A 15,783-nucleotide genomic window follows, 5' to 3' on the forward strand; every position below is an offset into this window, starting at 1 on the left:
ATGGGTCGAATTTTTCACACCAACGATTAAAACATGGTGGCATGGACGAAGACGTTGTTTCTTTCATAATGACCTAATGTTGTCACTCTGTCTACTTTTATTATTAGTTTACCTTACTTTTCTGTTTAAGTACCGCTATTAAGCAAGGCTGGGGCGGGGCATCAAACCCCATCAATGAAATAACATTTCCATATCACCCTGAGTAAAATCTTCTAAGGATAACAACCCAATACCAGATTTTCCCGTAACTTTTTCTCTGATTGCCTGTGTGTTGTAACCCCAAGTTGCCAAAAATAATTTTACTCCATCTAAATCAGGTTGTTTTCTTACCCCCTCTAAGGCTTCTAGTCTATCCTCAATAAAACAAATATCCCTAGGGCTAACTTTTTCTTGATTAATGATTAGGCGTAGGCTTTCATATTTTGGTCGTTTTTGTTCCTTTCCCCAAACGGTTATTTTATCAGTGTCAATTTCTGCACTTTCTAATATTTTTCTTACAAATTTTCCTTCTTTTGTAGTTATGATATATACCTTATAACCTTCATTAATTACCTTAATTAAAGTCTCGATAATTTGAGAATAAAAAGTATGTAAACCCAACCATTGCTCAAGGTTATTATTAATTTGCTTTTGCCTAATGTTATCCAATGCCTTAGCTATATTTTCCTTTTTGATCCCATCTTGTTCGATGATTTTCTTCACAAAAGAACTCCAATGATCAAACAATAATTGTTTATCTTGCTCCATTTCCATGGCTCTAAAAATCAAAGGCATTTCCCACCCTGTCTCAATGGTTGGTCGCAGATGGTTAAATATTTCTTTACTATGTTCTATATTTTCCAGTGACTTTTGCCAAATTTGTTCATAGGTTAATCTACTACTATGGAAATATTCTGCCATCCCATCACAAACAACACCATCAAAATCTAGGGCTAAAATTTGATTCATAATCTCTTTAAATTTCAGTTTTATATTATAGTATAAATTAAGTAGATAGGCTCAATTACATCCATGGTTTAAAAGGCATTGTCCTATTATTAAGAATTGCTTCAATATAATAATTTTTATGACTAATTCACCCAATTTATTTACCATGAATCAAGAGATAAATTCAACCTTTATTCATTCTTTAACGAAGGAAACGTTGATAGATTTAAAAAAACAAATTACTAGAATTGATAATTATTTGATGGTGATTTTTACTTTGGTAGTTATTTTACTGGTGATTTCGGGTTATCTTAACCACACTTACGTATTAAGGATAGTTTTTCAGTCTTTGGAGATTGCTTTGTTGTTAGGTTTATTAATTGTTTGTGTGGTGGGTTTATTTCAGTATCGACATCAATATTTTATTTTTAATGATTTACCACAGGATACCGAAAACTTGATTATTCAAGAAAAAGACGTGGTTAAATATTGGCAAGAGGAGTTATGGAAGTTACATCGGGTTTATCAAAGAAAAAATACTTGCCTTAATAGTGCCTATATATTAATGATTGTATCAACCATTTTTTTGACTATCAACATATTTTTAAGCTAATACTATGGGTGAAAACGGGTAATAAACTTTTTTTCTCTGTGCTAAAAGTTATTAAATAATAAAATTACTGTGAAAATCAAGTATATTTACGTACATATATTTCCCATTACATAAAAAGAACTAATAAAGTTATAATAAAAATAATATATAACAAAATAAAATGTATAGGTATGGGCAAGATTTAAGAAACACCTAGGGGTGATAATCTTTGTTTAAACCCTATAAAATAGCTATTCAAGATAATCATTACAACTATTAAACTTCATATTAAATAATTATTAACTTTTCTTTTCAACTACTAATATTATTAGAATAAACGGAGGAAATCATCCCATGTCCCACAAACCACCCCAATCTCCCCTAAAATCATTATTATGGCTATGGCAAAAAACCCTTAATCATCATCACCAAGAGGCAGGAAATACTTTAATTATTGCGGTGTCTTTGGGGGTATTATTGGTGGGGGCTACTACCACCATGATTTTTACTTCTAGCAGGAATAAAACTAATGTTGCTTCTGATGAGTTTGCGACACAAGCCTTGGAAACAGCAGAAACAGGAATCACTCGTACTATTGATAAGCTCAGTTCTCTATATCCATATTTTTTATCTTTGAATTACAATCCAGAAATAAAGAATCCTACTCCTGCAGATAGAGATTGGCGAAATCCACCAGATGATGCAAATATATCAGTATGTGCTCCTTCTACAAGTGAAACAATACTCACTGATGCGATTCTTACAGAAGAATTGGGTAATGGTCGTCGATATAAAATTCAATCTTATAGCTATAACTCTTCAGACGATACTGGAACTTTAATCGTTCAAGGCATAAATGACAACGGGGAAACTTTCAGCTCAAAAGCACAAATAGAAATCAACGCAAGTATAGAAACATTGACCCGCCCGAATTCCTTTCCTGGATTGTATGCAGAAACTGTTATTGACTTAGGCAACAACGATATTTTATCACAAGATCCAAACTCTTCTACTAGAACCTTTAATATTATATGTACTGATTGTACCTCCACCAAACCGTTGAATTGTCAAGATGGAGAACCGAGTCGAGAATATTTAGAAGATGCAATGAATATTAAGAGTAACTCAAAAGTAGAAGGTGATTTAATAATTGGTACACCTCTACTACCTCCATATCCTGATCCCCCCACGGCAATTTGTTCCAAAACCCAAGCATTACCTTGTCATATTCCCATTGGTAATATAGGTTCTTCCACAACTCTTCCAAGATCAACTGACATCACGGCAAGAGAAGATTGGGTTAAGGATCCAACTTCTGTATGGTATAACAAGGCAAGTTTACTTTCAAAAGACTATACATATATACTGGGAAGATCGGGCAACGATAGCATCAACATATCAGGAAATACAGATCAACGAATTACTATTAATAGTGCTGCGGCACCAGTCAGATTATATGTTACTGGTAATATAAGTTTTAGTGGTGGTGCATCTATCCGTCATACAGGAACACTTGATCGCTTTGCCATTTTTGGATGCACAGCATCTCTTAACAGTATTACCCCTTGTTTAATGAGGGACGCTAGCGGAAAGGCAGTGCAACGATTTTCAGTATCTGGAGGTGCCACAACTTCTAGTGCTTTTATTTATGCTCCAAATACCATTTTAGGCGTGAATGGAGGCTCTGCAAATCCTGATTTTAATGCTGTTATATGGGCTGATACTTGGGATGGTTCTAAGTCAAATCAGGTTGAAATAGTTGTGCCTGATAACGCAGAGTCTCTTGTGCAGCAAGCATATGGAGTTGATGGTCAAGGCATTGGTATGCCTTATAACAGAATTGGATCAATAACTTCATGGCAAAGGAGGCAAGCTAATTAAAATGACTAAAAATAATTCAAGATTAATTCAATTAAACTTTTTATCAAGATTGGGGCAAAAAAATAAACAATCAGGCTTCACCCTAATTGAAGTCCTTGTAACCATTCTTGTGGTGACGGGTTTCGTCCTCGGTTCACTCCAGGCGGTGGTATTAGCCACATTTTTCCGAGTTCAAGCCCAAGACAAAAACGAAGCCCTTAACTGGGTACAGCAGGATTTAGAGTTGATTCGCTATGAGGCTTTTATGTTGGATCGGAATGATGATGGTACTTATGGAAATAGTGGATGTCCCAACACTTATGGTGAAAGGTTGTTAGATGATACTACGAATGGATTATTGCAACCAAGTGCGAATCCACGTTTTCCAGGGGTTGAAACTCCAAATACTCCCGAGGCACAAACTGTTAGCGTTAATGCTAGGTCTTACGATATATTTAGAGAATACACGCCCAGCGGAAATACCTTACAAATTACACACACTGTAACCTACGGAGAAAATCATCCTCGTGGTAATTCTAGTAATACTCAAGTAACAACCCTATCAACGGAGGTAATACCCGATGCTGCACTTAGTTGCTAATCTAAGAAATAAAGATCCCCAAAAAGGTTTTACTTTAGTAGAAATCGTGGCTATTCTGGTTATTGTGGGTATTAGTGCCGCCATTGGTACTCCTAGCTTGGTTAATGCTCGGCGCCAAGATCAGGTAAATCAAGCCCATAGTCGCATTAGAAGTACATTAGTAGAAGCTCAGATTAATGCGAACAGGAGAAGTCAAGATTGTACTGTCAATATTGGTACAAGTAGCACAACGGGTTCTCCATCTGGTTGCGTACTAGAGGTAATTAATTATGATCCAGATGTTGTAAATGTTACACAAACTTCAATTACTTATACTTTTCAAGGAAGAACAAATGCTTCTCAAACTATTATAGTCGGCAGAAAAGATTTTAATGGTACAGTAATTCCTGGTACTGAAAAATGTATAGTAGTATCGTCTGTGGGGATGATACGTACAGGTATTGGCGATTCGGCGGCGAACTGTAGTAATCCTGAAAATGCCCGTTATGATTTGAGTAATCCTTAATGGACTGGTTTGATCCCCCCTAACCCCCCTTAATAAGGGGGGAATTAGAAAAAACAAAATAATGAAAACCGACTCTATCTTTTACGAACTATTCTTAAATCTTCCCGATAGCCTATTTTCCTTCCTCGGATTATCCCCCGAATAAGCAAAGGAATATCAATTTACCTCCCAAGAGTTAAAACAACTTGCTAAAAGAATCGACGGACTTTTTCTCCCTCTCAATGATGACAAACCTATCTATTTTGTGGAGGTACAATTTCAAAAAGACGAAAATCTATACTATCGGTTATTCACTGAAATATTTACTTACTTAGGGCAATACAAACCACCGCAAAACTTCCGTGCTGTTGTTATATGGGCAAAAAAAAGTTTAGATATATCCCTTCCATCCTATTATCAAGAATTTAAAGACTCAGGTAAATTAACTGTCGTATATCTTGATCAATTAAACTCAAACACTACTAATAGTATTGGAGTGGAAATTATGAAACTAATCATCGCTCCACAATCTCAGGCAAAAACTCAAGTAGAAAAGCTATTTTCCATTGCTCAACAAGCCGAAAACTCAACCACAAAAAACCAAGATATTATAGAACTATTAGAGAAAATATTAACCTACAAATTTAGTAATTACTCAAGGGAGGAATTAGCAAAAATGTTTACCCTATCAGACTTCAAAAAAACTCGCTTTTATCAAGAAACCTACGCAGAAGGCAAAATTGATGCAAAAATATCTAGTATTCCTAACCTGTTAAAACTAGGTTTAACCGCCGAACAAATAGCCCAAGCCCTCGAATTAGATATTGAATTGGTTAAAAAAGTGGCTGGAAATTAGCAAAATTAATCAAAGTCCTCCTGTCTTGGGTGGTTTCAATCCCCCCTAACCCCCCTTATTAAGGGGGGAACTGTGCGATCGCCCCTGGGCTTGTTTAATAATGAAATTAATCATTGCTCTAAAGTCAGAGGCAAAAATTCAGGTGGAAAGGCTCTGTGCGATCGCCCCATAAGGGGAAAACTCAACCACAAAAAACCAAGATATTGTAAGGGAAAAATTAGAGGAACGAAATCAAACTATTGCTATAAAGTCTTTTCTGACTGCACCATACGATAATAGGAAAACCAACCACTAACAAGCATCACTCCTGAAAAAATAAGTAAAAACCAAAAATGGTTTTGTACCTCCCTAAAATCATCACCCCCAGCCCACACACCAATTAAAGCCTCATTCATGTGAAAAATAGGATTAAATTGAGCAACTCTTAATAAACCATCGGGAAAGAGAGAAGTGGGTAAAAAAGCACCCCCAACAATCAATAATGGTACCCCAAAAGTTGCCACGATCGCATTTACATCCTCCGTACGTTTAGCCAGTTGAGTACCCAAAATAAAACCTACCCCCACATAACCAGCAATACTAAGACATAGAATAGTAAACCCAAGGAAAAAAGAACCTTCGATGGTTTCCCCCCTCGAAAAAATTACTCCATAAACAAGAATAGTTTGCCCAATACCGATTAAAGCATGGGCGATGAAAATACCAAGAAAATAAGAAAAACCACTTAATGGAGAGATAAACAATCTTTTCAAGGTTTTTTGCTCCCTTTCTGATACCACCGTAGCCACACTACCCCCTAGGCAACTAAAGAATAAAGCTGCTCCCACAAGACTAGGAGGTGCTGCCATCTTCAATGCCTCTGATAACTCTAAATTTGCCCTTTCTCCTAATATATAACCATTGATAAATAAAATAGAAATAGGAAAAATTGACCAAAAAATTAAACTTCTTCTTCTCTTAATTAATTCCGTTAAAATTCTTTGACTAACAGCTAAGGTTTCATTCCAATATTTCATCATAGGTAATCTATTCTTTAGAAAATAATTATTAATACAGGTTAACTTACTTCCCGATACTTTGAAATAATACTTCCAAGGTTAAACTTTAATACAGCTAACAATCGGCTTAAGCCCATTGCCAAAAACAATCAATATAATTTGTACATCGGATTTGGTATCAAGTAGCAACTACAAAAAGAAAAAGTGGGCGCTTAACCCACCTTTAAACTAACTAAGACTTAATAAGAACTTTGACCTTATTTCTAGCTACCGCCGACACGGGCAACATCTTGAGAATTGGCTTCAAAAGCAGCGTTTAAGGCTTCATCTCCTGTTAAACCAGAATCAATGGCTTCTTTAATTGCCTCTAAGACTCGTTTATAATCACGGGGCATTACCTTCACAAATTTAGCGATATTTTCCTGCCAATTAGCCAGAACTTTTTCCGCTCTTTTACTACCAGTAAGCTGTTGATGATTAGTAATTAACTGTTTCAACTCCGCAATTTCCGAAGCATCATCGAGGGTTTCTAAACCCACCATTTCTGTATTACAACGGGTAGCAAAATCGCCCTTTTCATCGAGGATATAAGCCACACCGCCACTCATTCCAGCGGCAAAATTACGACCAGTGGCACCGATAATAACCACTTTACCCCCCGTCATATATTCACAACCGTGATCGCCAATACCTTCTACCACAGTGGTTACCCCAGAGTTACGGACACAAAAACGCTCCCCTGCAATGCCAGAAAGATAGGCTTCGCCACTGGTAGCCCCATAAAAGGCAACGTTACCAACGATGATATTTTCCTCTGCTTTGAAGGTGGCTTTTTTGTCAGGATAAACGATGATTTTTCCTCCGCTTAAGCCTTTACCTATATAATCATTGGCATCTCCTTCTAACTCGAGGGTGACTCCCTTGGGTACAAATGCTCCAAAACTCTGCCCTGCGCTACCGACAAAGTGTAAATTAACGGTGTCTTCGGGTAAGCCTTGCCAGTGGTTTTTGGTAATCTCGTTACCTAAAATTGTGCCTACCACACGATTAATATTTTTGATGGGTAAAGTAGCGCTAACTTTTTCGCCCTTCTCAATGGCTGGTTTGCATATATCCAATAAGCTAGTTATATCAAGGGATTGGTCTAAACCGTGATCCTGTTTGATGGTACAATGACGGGGCATTTCAGGATCTACATCGGGTTGATAAAGAATGGGGGAAATATCTATCCCTTTTGCTTTCCAATGGTCAACGGCTTTTTTCGGTTCTAATACATCTGTACGCCCTACCATTTCATCCACCGTGCGGAAGCCTAGTTCTGCCATGATTTCCCGCATTTCTTGGGCAATAAATGTCATGAAATTAACGGTGTGGGCTGGATCTCCCGTAAACTTAGCACGGAGTTCGGGGTTTTGGGTAGCAACTCCCACGGGGCAAGTGTTGAGGTGACACACACGCATCATGATACACCCTAGACTAACGAGGGGGGCGGTGGAAAAACCAAATTCTTCTGCACCCAATAAAGTGGCGATCGCAATGTCGCGCCCAGTTTTCATTTGTCCATCGGTTTCCACCACGATACGGCTACGGAGATTATTTAATAACAGGGTTTGATGGGTTTCCGCCAAACCTAATTCCCACGGTAATCCAGCGTGTTTAATAGAGGTTTTAGGAGATGCGCCTGTACCGCCATCATAACCAGAAATGAGAACCACATCAGCCTTGGCTTTAGCCACCCCAGAGGCGATAGTACCGACTCCCACCTCAGAAACTAATTTAACGTTAATACGGGCGTTACGATTAGCATTTTTCAAATCATGGATTAACTCCGCCAAATCCTCGATGGAATAGATGTCATGGTGAGGGGGAGGAGAAATTAAACCAACCCCGGGGGTAGAATAGCGCACCTTCGCAATCCAAGGATAAACCTTCTTACCAGGTAACTGTCCCCCTTCTCCCGGTTTTGCACCCTGCGCCATCTTGATTTGGATTTCTTTGGCTTGGGAGAGATAAAGACTATTTACCCCAAAACGCCCACTAGCTACCTGCTTGATAGCACTGTTTTTCGAGTCTCCTTGATCATTTGTCCAAGTATAGCGCTCGGGGTCTTCCCCTCCTTCCCCTGTGTTGGATTTACCACCGATACGGTTCATGGCGATCGCCAAGGATTCATGGGCTTCTTTGGAAATTGAACCATAACTCATCGCCCCTGTTTTAAACCGCCTTGTAATATTTTCAATGGGTTCCACTTCTTCGATAGGAATCGATTCCCGTTGTTTAAACTCCAATAAATCCCGCAAACGGAAGTAGTGTTTTCCATGGTCGTTGATCATTTGGGAGTAGGCTTTAAACAGTTGATAATCCCCTTCTCTAACGGCCTGTTGTAGGGTATGGATAGTTTGAGGATTAAATAAATGGGCTTCTCCATCCTTACGCCACTGATACTCACCGCCCACATCGAGGGTATGTCCGTTAACCTGTCGTTTAGGGAAACCGTGGTTATGGCGCATGGTGGTTTCCTCGGCGATTACTTCTAAGCCTACCCCTTGTAAACGGGAAGCAGTGCGAGAAAAGTATTTATCAATAACGCTATCATTCAAGCCCACGGATTCAAAAATTTGCGCCCCTCGGTAACTTTGGATGGTAGAAATACCAATCTTGGAAGCGATTTTAATTACCCCTTTGGTAACACATTTAATGTAGTTATAAACGGCCGTGTCGTAGTCAACCCCTATGATCATTTTTTCTTCGATCATCTGGTGGATGGTTTCATAGGCGAGGTAGGGATTAATGGCACCGCAACCATAACCAAGGAGAAGGGCGAAATGATGGACTTCCTTGGGCTCACCCGATTCGAGGATTAGACCAACGAGGGTACGGGTGCCATGGCGAATGAGATGATGGTGTAATCCTGACACCGCCAGGAGGGCGGGAATAGGGGCATGATTTTCGTCAACTCCTCTATCGCTTAAAATAAGATGGGTGCATCCTTCTTCAATAGCTTGATCTGCTTGGGCAAAAATCCCCTCTAGGGCTTGTTCCATCCCTTTTTCTCCATCTTTGGGGTCAAACAAGATTGAGAGGGTCTGGGCTTTGAATTGGTGGGATTGATCCCCCGTTGATAAGGAGGGTGTCAAATTTTTGAGTTTTGCTAGTTCCTCGTTAGTGATAACAGGAGTTTTCAGGGCGATGAGGTGAGCGCTTTCGGGCTGAGGGTTAAGTAAATTTCCTTCCCTGCCAATGGTGGTTTCGGCGGAGGTGATAATGGCTTCTCGGATGGAGTCGATGGGGGGGTTAGTTACTTGGGCAAATAGTTGTTTGAAGTAGTCGTATAAAAGTTTGGGTTTGTCACTCAACACCGCTAGGGGAGTATCAATGCCCATGGCGCCGATCGCCTCTACCCCATTGGTTGCCATGGGGGCGAGTAACATCCGCAAGTCTTCAAAGGTATAACCGAAGGTTTGTTGCAAGGGTATGAGATCCCCCCCAGCCCCCCTTGATAAGGGGGGAATAGAGGGCAAATCATCGAGGGTATAGAGGTTTTTGTCGAGCCATTGTTGATAGGGTTTTTCGGTGACGATCGCCCTTTTAACTTCTTCATCGGCTACGATGCGCCCTGCTTCCATATCTACCAAAAACATCTGCCCGGGTTGTAGTCTGCCTTTGGATTCTACCCTTTCTGGTTCAATGGGTAATACCCCTGCTTCCGATGCCATGATTACTAGCCCGTCTTTGGTGACGATATATCTTGAGGGACGTAACCCGTTGCGATCGAGAATTGCGCCGATTTGTTTGCCGTCGGTAAAGGCGATGGAGGCAGGTCCATCCCAAGGCTCCATTAAGCAGGAGTGGTATTGATAAAAGGCTTTTTTCTCGGCATCCATGGACTCATGCCCCGTCCAAGGTTCAGGTATCATCATCATGACGGCATGGGGAAGGCTACGACCACTTAAAACCAACATTTCGAGGGCGTTATCAAAGATAAGGGAATCGCTTCCTTCCATGTTGATGATGGGTTGGATTTTTTTCATATCTTCCCCAAATAGTTCGGACTCAAAGAGGGCTTGTCGGGCGTGCATCCAATTGGTGTTACCTCTAAGGGTATTTATTTCCCCGTTATGGGTGATGTAGCGGTAGGGGTGCGCCCTTTCCCAACTGGGGAAAGTGTTGGTGCTAAATCTGGAATGGACGAGGGCGAGGGCGGTTTCTAGGGCCCGGTTGTTTAAATCGAGGTAATATTTCCCTACTTGCTCTGGTTTGAGCATTCCTTTATACACGATGGTACGGCTGGAAATGGTGGCAGGATACCAGTATTCATCAATATTTGTGGCTTTGATGGCACGGTGCGATCGCTTCCTAATTACAAATAAAGTGCGCTCGAAGGCAGTATTATCGTCAATGTGAGGATTTTTGGCGATAAATACCTGTTGCACAAAAGGCTCATTAATTAAGGCACTTTTTCCCAAATCAGAATTATCGGTGGGTACATCTCGCCAACCTAATACTTTTTGCCCTTCTTCGGCTACTATTTCTTCAAATACGGCTCTAGCTTTGAATCTTTTTTCTTCATCGGGGGAAGTAAACATCATCCCGACCGCATATTCTCCCGTGGGGGGTAGGGCGATACCTAATTTTTCGGCTTCCTGAACCATAAAGCCATGGGGAATTTGCATTAATATCCCTGCACCGTCTCCTGTGTTGGGTTCGGCACCGCAGCCTCCCCGATGGTCTAAGTTGATTAAGATGGTTAATGCTTGTTGTACTGTATCGTGAGATTTTTTGCCATATTTATGCACTACAAAGCCTACACCACAGGCATCATGTTCATTTTGTGGATCGTATAATCCCTGTTTTTTTGGTATATTATTTATGGTCATAATTGCTTCCTAAATTCTTGGTGTTAATCGTGCAAATATAAAGAAAATATTAAGTTTAGCTCTACTTTTTTCTCTATTTTTAGTTCTTTATATTATAGGAAAATTTCTTAATGATCTTTCTTTTTTGTCAGATTTTTAAGATAATATTAAGTTTATTAAAGATTTGGCAAGAAAATTTATGGGCATCCTAAGTCTATTTAGGGAATGTATAAGACAACTTATCAAGTTAATCTAAGAAAACAAAATAAAACAACTATGGGGGATGTAATAGAATAAGACTAGGAGTAAAAAATATAGTTAATGTTTACTTTTTTAAATTTCAGTTCACAAAGTTAAGTAATCATAAATAGTTTTCTATGTCATCACCTGTACTATTATGGCTTATCGTAGGCTCTCTATTTTGTTTAATGGAGCTTATTTTTCCTACCGCATTTGTGGAATTTATGATGGGCTTAAGCGCTTTTATCGTCGCAGGTATTTCCCTCATTTTTCCCTATAATAATGCTCTAATTGTTATTTGGATGATACTTTCTTTTTCCTTAATTCTTCTAGCTAAAAAATATTTTTCTCCCAAAAGAAAAGATCCGTTATTATTAGAAGAAGATGAAGCTGTTACGATAACGGCGATCGCCCCCGGGCAAATGGGAAGAGTAATGTATGAAGGAAATTCATGGCAGGCAGTATGTGCCGATGAAACCATCGAACTTAGCCCCGATGAAAAAGTCTATATCGTTAGTCGTCATGGTAACACCCTATCGGTACTTCCCAGAAAATTTTGAACAGAATAAATATAAGCAAAAAATAGATTCTCTTAACCTTTTTTAATAAAAAAACACCTTAATAACTAATAAAATTAGGTAATAAAAAAACCGATCTTTAAAATAAAAAAACATCAAAAATAACAACCCATGGAACAACTATTTTTTATCGTCGCCCTAGCAGGTTCAGCAATTTTCGGTAGTGTCAAAATTGTTAACGAAAAAAACGAATACCTCGTAGAGCGCCTCGGAAGCTACAACAAAAAACTTTCCCCCGGACTAAATTTTGTAGTCCCTTTTTTAGATAAAGTGGTTTATAAAGACACCATCAGAGACAAAATATTAGATGTCCCCCCCCAATCCTGTATCACCAAGGATAACGTCTCTATCAGCGTTGATGCCGTCGTATATTGGCGCATCGTTGACATGGAAAAAGCCTATTACAAAATCGAAAATCTCCAGTCAGCCATGCAAAACCTAGTTTTAACCCAAATTCGCTCAGAAATAGGAAAATTAGAACTAGATGAAACCTTCGTCGCTAGAACCGAAATTAACAACATTCTCCTAAGGGAATTAGACATCGCTACGGATCCTTGGGGTGTTAAAGTATTGAGGGTAGAACTAAAAGACATTACCCCTTCTATTGCCGTACAACAGTCCATGGAACAACAGATGACGGCAGAAAGGAAAAAAAGAGCTTCCATTCTCACCTCCGAAGGAGAAAGGGATTCCGCTATCAACTCCGCCCAGGGTAGGGCAGAAGCCAAACTCCTAGAAGCTGAAGCCATGAAAAAAGCCGCTATTTTGGAAGCCGAAGCCGAAAAACAACAGCAAATCCTCCAAGCCCAAGCCACCGCTGAAGCTCTGCAAATTGTGGTCAATCAGTTACGGGGAGATACCCTCGCCCAAAAAGCACTACAGTTTTTACTCACCCAACAATATTTAGAAACGGGTAAGGTGATAGGTAGCAGTCAGAGTAGTAAGGTAATGTTTATGGATCCTAGTAGTATTGTATCGACCCTTGAGGGGATGAATTCTCTAATAGAAGGCAATTCTGAACTTTAGATATTTCTTTTTCTCAATCAATGAAACCAACAATGGGCTTAAGCCCATTGCCCACAAATTTTAAAAAACTGTTCCCCATCCTAAGTAGTATCTGGTGTTGTTCATTTTAGGTCTGCAACATTATTGAACTAAAGCAAATATATAATACTACAACACTAAAAATAATACCTTCAGGACTTACGCCGTATCCTATTAGCACGGGGTTTAATATCAAGCATCATATAAAAAGTTGATAGTGTGTAATGTCGGTGATAAAATTTAGCCAATATTGCAATTACCTGATCAACAACCATGACGGACTGGACTTTATTATTACAACAACTTCTCGCCCAAGAATCCTTGAGTCAGGCTCAAGCATCAACCCTCATGGAAGGGTGGCTAAATGAGGAAATTAGTCCCGCCTTGTCGGGGGCTATTTTGGCAGCACTACAAGCCAAAGGGGTTTCAGGGATAGAATTGGCAGGGATGGCTCAGGTGTTGCAATCTCAGTCATTACAATCAGATTTAATTAACCATACCGTACCCGTTATCGATACCTGTGGCACTGGGGGAGATGGTTCTTCTACTTTTAATATTTCCACCGCCGTGGCTTTTGTGGCGGCAGCGGGGGGCGTAAAGGTGGCAAAACACGGTAATCGCTCGGCATCTAGTAAAGTGGGTTCAGCGGATGTTTTAGAATATCTTGGGGTTAAATTAAATGGAGATATTCAAGAATATAAACAAGCATTGAACGAAGTAGGGGTAACTTTTTTGTTTGCTCCAGGGTGGCATCCTGCCATGAAGGCGGTGGGGCCTATCCGTCGGGAATTAAAAATCAGAACAATTTTCAATTTACTTGGCCCTTTGGTCAATCCTTTACGTCCTACAGGGCAGATTATTGGGGTATATGCTCCCGAATTTATTGAACCCATGGCGATCGCCCTTAATACTTTAGGGATAAAACGTGCGATCGCCCTTCACGGTAGAGAAAAACTAGACGAAGCAGGATTAGGAGATATTACAGATCTGGCAATTATTGATAATGGTAATGTTAATAAAACCACCATTAACCCCCAAGAATTAGGCTTAACCCCTGCCCCCCTATCCCATTTAAAAGGAGGAGATGTGGAAGAAAATGCCCAGATTTTAACCCAAGTATTACAAGGAAAAGGCACCCAAGCCCAAACCGATGCCGTGGTATTAAATGCCTCCCTTGCCCTACAGGTGGGAGAAGTTACCCCCCTAGGGGATTACGCCACCGCCATTGAAAAAGCACAACAGATCATTGAAAGTGGTAGTGCGTGGGATAAATTACAACAATTAGTAACCTTTTTTGCCCAAAAGTAAAATTATCCACATATATTCCTTAAAAAGATAAATACCATAGGTTAAGTTATAATTTTTGTGAGCATAGGTAAAGCTATTACTCCCTAAAATTGAAATATTTATGTAACTCTTATTTTTACTAAAAAAAAAGTATTTATTATTAACACCATAGCTAAATAAGCCTAAAATAAAAAATGAATGAATCAGATCTCAACCTTGCCAAATATTTAATTGAGTCATCAGGAATAAAAAAGAATCAAAATAATAACTCCCCTCAAAAAACCCAAAAGCCCAAGGCTCAAACTCCCCCCGTTGAAACTAATATGAATTCCCGTCAAATAGTCCCTAGCAACGTAGCCCAAATCAAAGTCATCGGCGTTGGCGGTGGAGGTTGTAATGCCGTTAATCGCATGATTCAAAGTAACGTCTCGGGGGTAGAATTTTGGCAAATTAACACCGATGCCCAAGCCCTCACCGAATCCATGGCCACCTATTGCCTACAAATTGGGCAAAAACTCACCCGAGGTTTAGGGGCAGGGGGTAATCCTTCCATCGGGCAAAAAGCCGCCGAAGAATCTCGGGAAGAAATCGCTAAAGCCCTTGAAAATACCGACCTTGTTTTTATCACCGCAGGCATGGGCGGAGGTACAGGCACAGGGGCAGCCCCTATCGTCGCTGAAATCGCCAAGGAGATGGGTTGCCTTACCGTAGGGGTAGTTACTCGCCCTTTCACCTTTGAGGGCAGAAGACGCACCACCCAAGCCGATGATGGCATCGCCGCCCTACAAAGTAGAGTTGATACCCTCATTGTTATTCCTAACAACAAACTTTTATCGGTTATTCCTTCCGAAACTCCTTTACAAGAATCTTTCCGCATTGCCGATGATATTCTCCGTCAAGGGGTACAAGGTATTTCCGACATCATCACTATTCCAGGTTTAGTTAACGTGGACTTTGCCGATGTCAGGGCAGTTATGGCGGATGCAGGTTCAGCCCTAATGGGTATTGGCATTGGCTCAGGAAAATCTCGGGCAAAGGAAAGTGCGGTGGCGGCTATTTCTTCTCCTCTGATTGAGTCTTCTATTCAAGGGGCAAAGGGAGTTGTGTTAAATATCACTGGGGGCAATGATTTGACTCTCCATGAGGTTAACACGGTGGCGGAAACCATCTACGATATTGTAGATCCCAATGCTAATATTATTTTTGGTGCGGTGATAGATGAGAGTATGCAGGGAGAAATTCGCATCACGGTTATTGCCACAGGATTTTCCGCAGACAATGTCTCTGATGATTCTTTACAGAATATTATTTCTCCTCCTACCCCTCCTAGTATTCCCCTAGCTTCTTCTAGCAAGGATGAGGATGAAGAAAAGTCCGATGATTCGGACTCAGAAGGGAATCCCCTCGCTGGGTTGGATATTCCTGAGTTTCTACAACGTCGTCGATTTCCTCGCCGTTAA

The 15,783-nt window shown here is 40.1% G+C and carries 11 protein-coding genes and 1 pseudogene; 9 read left to right on the plus strand and 3 right to left on the minus strand.

Annotation, left to right across the window (positions count from 1 at the left end; genetic code table 11):
* Positions 1-171: 171 nt before the first annotated feature.
* Positions 172-948 carry an HAD family hydrolase gene (locus ACXITR_RS03290; protein WP_457995806.1) on the minus strand — a complete coding sequence of 259 codons (777 nt, stop codon included), beginning with the start codon at positions 946-948 and terminating at the stop codon, positions 172-174.
* 118 nt (positions 949-1,066) lie between these two features.
* On the opposite strand from ACXITR_RS03290, the gene ACXITR_RS03295 reads away from it, so the two are divergent.
* From ACXITR_RS03295 to ACXITR_RS03315, 5 genes and pseudogenes are all read left to right on the plus strand, one after another.
* Complete coding sequence (locus ACXITR_RS03295; RefSeq protein ID WP_457995807.1) at positions 1,067-1,540, plus strand: hypothetical protein; 474 nt, start codon at positions 1,067-1,069, stop codon at positions 1,538-1,540.
* Positions 1,541-1,873: 333 nt separating this feature from the next.
* On the plus strand, positions 1,874-3,400 hold the full coding sequence (locus ACXITR_RS03300) for a hypothetical protein (protein WP_457995808.1): 1,527 nt from the start codon (positions 1,874-1,876) through the stop codon (positions 3,398-3,400).
* Position 3,401: 1 nt separating this feature from the next.
* Positions 3,402-3,980: a type IV pilus modification PilV family protein gene (locus ACXITR_RS03305; protein ID WP_457995809.1), complete on the plus strand. Its 579-nt coding sequence runs from the start codon at positions 3,402-3,404 to the stop codon at positions 3,978-3,980.
* On the plus strand, positions 3,961-4,485 hold the full coding sequence (locus ACXITR_RS03310; RefSeq protein WP_457995810.1) for a pilus assembly FimT family protein: 525 nt from the start codon (positions 3,961-3,963) through the stop codon (positions 4,483-4,485). The genes ACXITR_RS03305 and ACXITR_RS03310 overlap by 20 nt, the downstream gene beginning before the upstream one ends.
* A gap of 157 nt (positions 4,486-4,642) precedes the next feature.
* Positions 4,643-5,320: pseudogene (locus ACXITR_RS03315) on the plus strand (Rpn family recombination-promoting nuclease/putative transposase); the annotation flags it as partial.
* Positions 5,321-5,562: 242 nt separating this feature from the next.
* On the opposite strand, the gene ACXITR_RS03320 reads toward ACXITR_RS03315, so the two are convergent.
* Together ACXITR_RS03320 and gltB are read right to left on the minus strand one after the other, a co-directional pair.
* Positions 5,563-6,336 carry an ABC transporter permease gene (locus ACXITR_RS03320; RefSeq protein ID WP_457995844.1) on the minus strand — a complete coding sequence of 258 codons (774 nt, stop codon included), beginning with the start codon at positions 6,334-6,336 and terminating at the stop codon, positions 5,563-5,565.
* A gap of 245 nt (positions 6,337-6,581) precedes the next feature.
* Positions 6,582-11,195 carry a glutamate synthase large subunit gene (gene gltB / locus ACXITR_RS03325; RefSeq protein WP_457995811.1) on the minus strand — a complete coding sequence of 1,538 codons (4,614 nt, stop codon included), beginning with the start codon at positions 11,193-11,195 and terminating at the stop codon, positions 6,582-6,584.
* A 356-nt stretch (positions 11,196-11,551) separates the two neighbouring features.
* Between gltB and ACXITR_RS03330 the strand changes: the two genes are divergently transcribed.
* The 4 genes from ACXITR_RS03330 to ftsZ all read left to right on the plus strand — a co-directional run bounded on the left by ACXITR_RS03330 (position 11,552) and on the right by ftsZ (position 15,783).
* Positions 11,552-11,974, plus strand: coding sequence for an NfeD family protein (locus tag ACXITR_RS03330; protein WP_457995812.1), 423 nt, complete (start codon positions 11,552-11,554; stop codon positions 11,972-11,974).
* 129 nt (positions 11,975-12,103) lie between these two features.
* Positions 12,104-13,018: an SPFH domain-containing protein gene (locus tag ACXITR_RS03335; RefSeq protein WP_457995813.1), complete on the plus strand. Its 915-nt coding sequence runs from the start codon at positions 12,104-12,106 to the stop codon at positions 13,016-13,018.
* Between the two features lie 291 nt (positions 13,019-13,309).
* Positions 13,310-14,344 (plus strand): anthranilate phosphoribosyltransferase, encoded by a 1,035-nt coding sequence (gene trpD / locus ACXITR_RS03340; protein ID WP_457995814.1) that lies wholly within the window; start codon positions 13,310-13,312, stop codon positions 14,342-14,344.
* A 302-nt stretch (positions 14,345-14,646) separates the two neighbouring features.
* The gene (gene ftsZ / locus ACXITR_RS03345) at positions 14,647-15,783 is read left to right on the plus strand and encodes a cell division protein FtsZ (RefSeq protein ID WP_457995845.1); all 1,137 of its coding nucleotides are present in this window, start codon (positions 14,647-14,649) and stop codon (positions 15,781-15,783) included.

It is taken from the genome of Cyanobacterium sp., from assembly GCF_054166785.1.

Bases quoted from the DNA above. Each gene is read 5' to 3' on its own strand.
- ACXITR_RS03290 (WP_457995806.1), bottom strand. From the start codon at position 948: ATGAATCAAATTTTAGCCCTAGATTTTGATGGTGTTGTTTGTGATGGG.
- ACXITR_RS03310 (WP_457995810.1), top strand. From the start codon at position 3,961: ATGCTGCACTTAGTTGCTAATCTAAGAAATAAAGATCCCCAAAAAGGT.
- gltB (WP_457995811.1), bottom strand. From the start codon at position 11,195: ATGACCATAAATAATATACCAAAAAAACAGGGATTATACGATCCACAA.
- ACXITR_RS03300 (WP_457995808.1), top strand. From the start codon at position 1,874: ATGTCCCACAAACCACCCCAATCTCCCCTAAAATCATTATTATGGCTA.
- ACXITR_RS03305 (WP_457995809.1), top strand. From the start codon at position 3,402: ATGACTAAAAATAATTCAAGATTAATTCAATTAAACTTTTTATCAAGA.
- ACXITR_RS03330 (WP_457995812.1), top strand. From the start codon at position 11,552: ATGTCATCACCTGTACTATTATGGCTTATCGTAGGCTCTCTATTTTGT.
- ftsZ (WP_457995845.1), top strand. From the start codon at position 14,647: ATGAATTCCCGTCAAATAGTCCCTAGCAACGTAGCCCAAATCAAAGTC.
- trpD (WP_457995814.1), top strand. From the start codon at position 13,310: ATGACGGACTGGACTTTATTATTACAACAACTTCTCGCCCAAGAATCC.
- ACXITR_RS03295 (WP_457995807.1), top strand. From the start codon at position 1,067: ATGACTAATTCACCCAATTTATTTACCATGAATCAAGAGATAAATTCA.
- ACXITR_RS03335 (WP_457995813.1), top strand. From the start codon at position 12,104: ATGGAACAACTATTTTTTATCGTCGCCCTAGCAGGTTCAGCAATTTTC.
- ACXITR_RS03320 (WP_457995844.1), bottom strand. From the start codon at position 6,336: ATGAAATATTGGAATGAAACCTTAGCTGTTAGTCAAAGAATTTTAACG.